Origin of the sequence: Aestuariivirga sp. (assembly GCF_041738905.1) — a bacterium.
Taxonomy (GTDB): Bacteria; Pseudomonadota; Alphaproteobacteria; order Rhizobiales; family Aestuariivirgaceae; genus Aestuariivirga.
Genome location: NZ_JBGSOZ010000032.1, coordinates 1 through 4,457, shown reverse-complemented (window position 1 = coordinate 4,457; position 4,457 = coordinate 1). Strand labels below are relative to the sequence as shown.

Below are 4,457 nucleotides of genomic sequence, written 5' to 3'. Positions count from 1 at the left end.
AATCCGCGCCGCGCGGGCGTCCGGCCGAGAAGTCGTCATCGCCGGCCGCGCCATGCGCAACACCATCGAGGCGGCGCGTGCCTGCGGCATGCTGAAGGATTCAGGCCGCCTGCTGGACGAGGAAGAGTTCGGTTACCTGCCGCCCGACAAGGTGATGTTGCTATGTACGGGCAGTCAGGGCGAACCCCGTGCCGCCATCGCGCGCATCGCCGAGGACCAGCACCCGCATGTCTCGCTGGATGTGGGCGACCTCGTGATTTTCTCCTCCAAGACCATTCCGGGCAACGAGAAGGAAGTGAGCCGCGTACTGAACAACCTGGCCCGCCTCGACATCGATGTGATCACTGGCGAGGAGGAGCTCGTGCATTCCTCCGGTCACCCACGGCAGGACGAACTGAAGCTTCTCTACGAGTGGGTGCGGCCCAAGTCGCTGATCCCCATGCATGGCGAGCCGCGCCACCTTCGCGCCCATGCGCTTTTTGCAGAAGCCAACGGCATCCGCGATGTACTGATCCCGAGGGATGGCCACATCACCCGCCTCGCTCCCGGACCGCTGGAGCACATCGACGAGGCACCAGCCGGCCGGCTTCACGTCGACGGCCGCCTCATCGTCCCGAGTGATGACGGGCCAGCCAAGCAGCGCCGCAAGCTGAGTTTCGTCGGCATTGTCTTCGTGACCGTCGTGATCAACGGCAAGCAGGAACTGGCGGCCGATATCGAGGTCCTCACCGATGGCCTGCCCTTTGGCCTTTCCGACGAGTTGCTGGAAGCAGCCGAGCAGGCGGTGGGGTCCACGCCGAAGCCGCGCCGCAAGGACAAGTCGAGCCTGTCTGAAACCGTACGCGTGGCGGTCCGCCGTGCGGCGGATACAGTCTGGGGCAAGAAGCCAATCGTGAAGGTGACGGTCGTTCAGGTCTAGGTTGTGATCAGGCGGCGGCGCTGTGCGCGGGCCGGGACGCCATGACGAAGCGGTCGCGGCCCGCGGCCTTGGCCTGATACAGGGCTTCGTCCGCAGCTTTCATGATCTCGGAGAGCGGGACCCCTGCCTCATCGTGAGCGACACCGACGGATACGCTGAGCGGCACGCGCTTGCCGTTGAGTTCGAGGTTCTGGTTCCGCACGGCCGCGCCGAGGCCCGCCGCCAGCAACTCCGCCTGCGCTGCGGTCACGCCCGGCATGTAGATCCCGAATTCCTCGCCGCCGAGCCGTCCGGCCAGTCCCTTTTCGCCCGCGGCCTGCATCGTCACCCGGGCCAGCAGCATCAGCGCGGCATCGCCGCCATGATGGCCGTGATTGTCGTTGATCGACTTGAAGTGGTCCGCGTCGATCATCAGGAAATAGCCGCCGCGACCCCGCGTCTGTTCCACGGCGCTCAGAAAGTAGCCGCGTGCGAGAAGGCCTGTCAGGCTGTCGAATTTCACATGCGCATCGAGGCGCGCAATGGTCGCGTCCAGCCGCGCGGTGGTCTGGTTGATGCGGAGGAACATCACCAGTACGATCAGAGCCATCGGGGTCACGATCAGCAGCGGAATTGCGATTCGCGTTACATAGATCGGCAGTTCCACAGGCAAGGGAAGCGGCGGAAGGAACAGCCACAGCAGGATGAAAGGCGCCGACACACTCAGAAGCATGGCGAGGCCCAGCCAAACGGCGACCTGAATCTTGTTGGTAATGCGCAGCAATCCGGGGTCCCTCCCTCTTGCACAAGGCTAGCGGCGGATTCTTGCGAAACCCTGACATGTCTGTTGCCGCTTGAGGTTTCGGTTAATCCAAGGTTGCAGGGCGCCCTCATGATTCTGGAGCCAGAAATGCTATAAGGCGCGAATCATGAGCAAGCACATTCCCCCGCCCGAGAGCCCCAAGGGCATTGAAAAAATCGACCTGAAGGATGCGCTGGAAGAGCGCTACCTTGCCTATGCACTGTCCACAATCATGCACAGGGCGCTTCCCGATGTGCGCGACGGATTGAAGCCGGTCCATCGCCGCCTTCTCCACGTCATGCAGCTTCTGCGCCTCGATCCCAACACGGCATTCAAGAAATCCGCCAAGATCGTGGGCGACGTGATGGGCGGCTATCATCCACATGGCGACCAGTCGATCTACGATGCACTGGTGCGCCTCGCACAGGATTTTTCCTCGCGCTATCCGCTGGTCGACGGGCAGGGCAATTTCGGCAACATCGACGGCGACAGTGCCGCCGCCTACCGGTACACCGAAGCCCGCATGACGGAAGTTGCGAAGCTTCTGCTGGAAGGGCTGGACGAGGACACGGTCGACTTCCGCCCCAACTACGATGGCTCCGTGCAGGAGCCGGTGGTGCTCCCCGGCGCCTTCCCGAACCTTCTCGCCAACGGCTCATCCGGCATTGCCGTCGGCATGGCGACGTCGATCCCGCCGCACAACGCATCCGAGCTTTGCGACGCGGCGCTGTACCTCATCAAGACGCCCAATGCGACGGACGAAAAGATTGCCCAGCTGGTCCAGGGCCCCGACTTCCCGACCGGTGGCATCGTCATTGACGACCGCGCCTCGATCATCGAGGCCTATCGCACCGGCCGTGGCGGCTTCCGCGTTCGCGCCCGCTGGCATCAGGAGGAACTCGCACGCGGTACCTGGCAGATCGTCGTCACCGAAATTCCCTATCTGGTGCAGAAGAGCAGGCTGATCGAGAAGATCGCTGAACTTCTGACCGCCAAGAAGCTCACGCTTCTGGGCGATGTACGCGATGAATCGGCGGAAGATGTCCGCCTCGTTCTGGAGCCCAAAAGCAAGACGGTCGACCCGACGCTGATGATGGAGCAGCTCTTCCGCAACACGGAACTCGAGTCCCGCATCCCGCTCAACATGAACGTGCTGAGCCACGGCAAGGTGCCGAAGGTGATGGGCCTCAGGCAGGTGCTGCGCGAATGGCTGGACCATCGGAAAGACGTGCTGGTCCGCCGCTCGCGCTTCCGCCTGGCCGAGATCGCCCGCCGCCTTGAAATCCTCGAGGGCTATCTCGTTGCCTATCTCAATCTCGACGAGGTGATCCGCATCATCCGCGAGGACGACGAGCCGAAGCAGGTCTTGATGGCCACCTTCAAGCTCACCGACAACCAGGCCGAGGCGATCCTCAACATGCGCCTGCGCTCGTTGCGGAAGCTTGAGGAAATGGAAATCCGCGGCGAGCATGCAAAGCTCGTGAAGGAGCAGAAGGGCCTCAACGCGCTGCTGAAGTCGGAAGACGAGCAATGGGCGAAGATCTCGGAAGAGATCAAGGCGGTGAAGGAGAAGTTCTCCAAGAAGACCGTGCTTGGCCGCCGCCGCACCGACTTCTCGGAAGCACCCGAGATCGACGTCGACCTCGAACAGTCGATGATCGATAAGGAACCCGTCACGGTGGTTTGCTCGGAGAAAGGCTGGATCAGGACCATGAAGGGCCACCTCGAGGATTTCTCAGGGTTGACCTACAAGGACGGCGACACCGCCCGCTTCACCTTCCATGCCATGACGACCGACAAGGTGATGGTCTTCTCGTCGTCGGGCAAGTTCTTCACGCTCGACGTGGCGAAGCTTCCCGGCGGGCGAGGCCACGGCGAACCTGTGCGCCTCATGTGCGATCTCGATGCAGCCGACCAGATCGTGTCGCTCTTCGTCCATGTGCCCGGAACGAAACGCCTGCTTGCCTCCACCGAGGGCGATGGCTTCATCGTGACGGAAGAGGAATGCCTCGCCACCACGCGCAAGGGAAAGCAGGTTCTGAACGTGAAGGCTCCGGTAGAGGCCGTGCTTTGCGCCAGCGTGCCGGACGATGCCACCCACATCGCCACCATCGGCGAGAACCGCAAGATGGTCATCTTCAAGCGCGCCGACGTGCCTGAAATGGCGCGCGGCAAGGGCGTGCGCCTGCAAAGGTTCAAGGACGGGGGATTGAGCGACGCGCAGGCCTTCAGGCTGAAGGACGGCCTGAGCTGGACCGATTCATCGGGCCGCAACTTCATCGTCACCGATCTCAAGGAGTGGATCGGCGAACGGGCCCAGGCCGGAAGGCTGCCGCCCAAGGGCTTCCCGAAGAACAACAGGTTTACCCGTCAGTTCAGAGAATAAAATCCTGTGCAGAGTATGCTTCACCGGGTCCGATCTGATCAATAGTGACGCCTTCGAGCACAATTCTGTTCTCGCCAACAACAATTGCAGCGAAACCCGTCGCCAGATCGGTCTCAATGTAATTATGAATGAAGTCAGAAAATCCGCGAAAGTTCGTCATGTCGCTAATGTCCAGTTTCTCGGCGTCGCGCGGACTGAAATCGGCAATCACATCCTGCCCTGAGTTGAAGTAGCCCGCATTCGCCAGATGACATACTGATTTGTGGCGGCATTGCGCCGATTCAGGTATAATTATCAGCAGTTTAACCTGAACCATATGAGGCCATCATGGAGAACCCAGCGGGTGAACCGAATGATAGTACTCTGCGCCT

4 protein-coding genes are annotated in these 4,457 nt (G+C 61.6%); 2 read left to right on the top strand and 2 right to left on the bottom strand.

Annotated elements, in window-relative coordinates; all coding sequences use genetic code 11:
- Positions 1-919, top strand: a 919-nt coding sequence (locus ACEW8Q_RS02285) for a ribonuclease J (RefSeq protein ID WP_373502431.1), incomplete at its 5' end; no start/stop codon positions are given.
- A gap of 7 nt (positions 920-926) precedes the next feature.
- Here ACEW8Q_RS02285 and ACEW8Q_RS02280 read toward each other — a convergent pair.
- Positions 927-1,682 carry a GGDEF domain-containing protein gene (locus ACEW8Q_RS02280; protein WP_373502430.1) on the bottom strand — a complete coding sequence of 252 codons (756 nt, stop codon included), beginning with the start codon at positions 1,680-1,682 and terminating at the stop codon, positions 927-929.
- Between the two features lie 145 nt (positions 1,683-1,827).
- Between ACEW8Q_RS02280 and parC the strand changes: the two genes are divergently transcribed.
- Positions 1,828-4,086, top strand: coding sequence for a DNA topoisomerase IV subunit A (gene parC / locus ACEW8Q_RS02275; RefSeq protein ID WP_373502429.1), 2,259 nt, complete (start codon positions 1,828-1,830; stop codon positions 4,084-4,086).
- On the opposite strand, the gene ACEW8Q_RS02270 is transcribed toward parC, so the two are convergent.
- Complete coding sequence (locus ACEW8Q_RS02270) at positions 4,076-4,402, bottom strand: hypothetical protein (RefSeq protein ID WP_373502428.1); 327 nt, start codon at positions 4,400-4,402, stop codon at positions 4,076-4,078. The genes parC and ACEW8Q_RS02270 overlap by 11 nt on opposite strands.
- Positions 4,403-4,457: the final 55 nt, after the last annotated feature.

What these genes read in the sequence shown, in the direction of transcription:
- parC (WP_373502429.1), top strand. Translation starts at nt 1,828, where the DNA reads ATGAGCAAGCACATTCCCCCGCCCGAGAGCCCCAAGGGCATTGAAAAA.
- ACEW8Q_RS02270 (WP_373502428.1), bottom strand. Translation starts at nt 4,402, where the DNA reads ATGGTTCAGGTTAAACTGCTGATAATTATACCTGAATCGGCGCAATGC.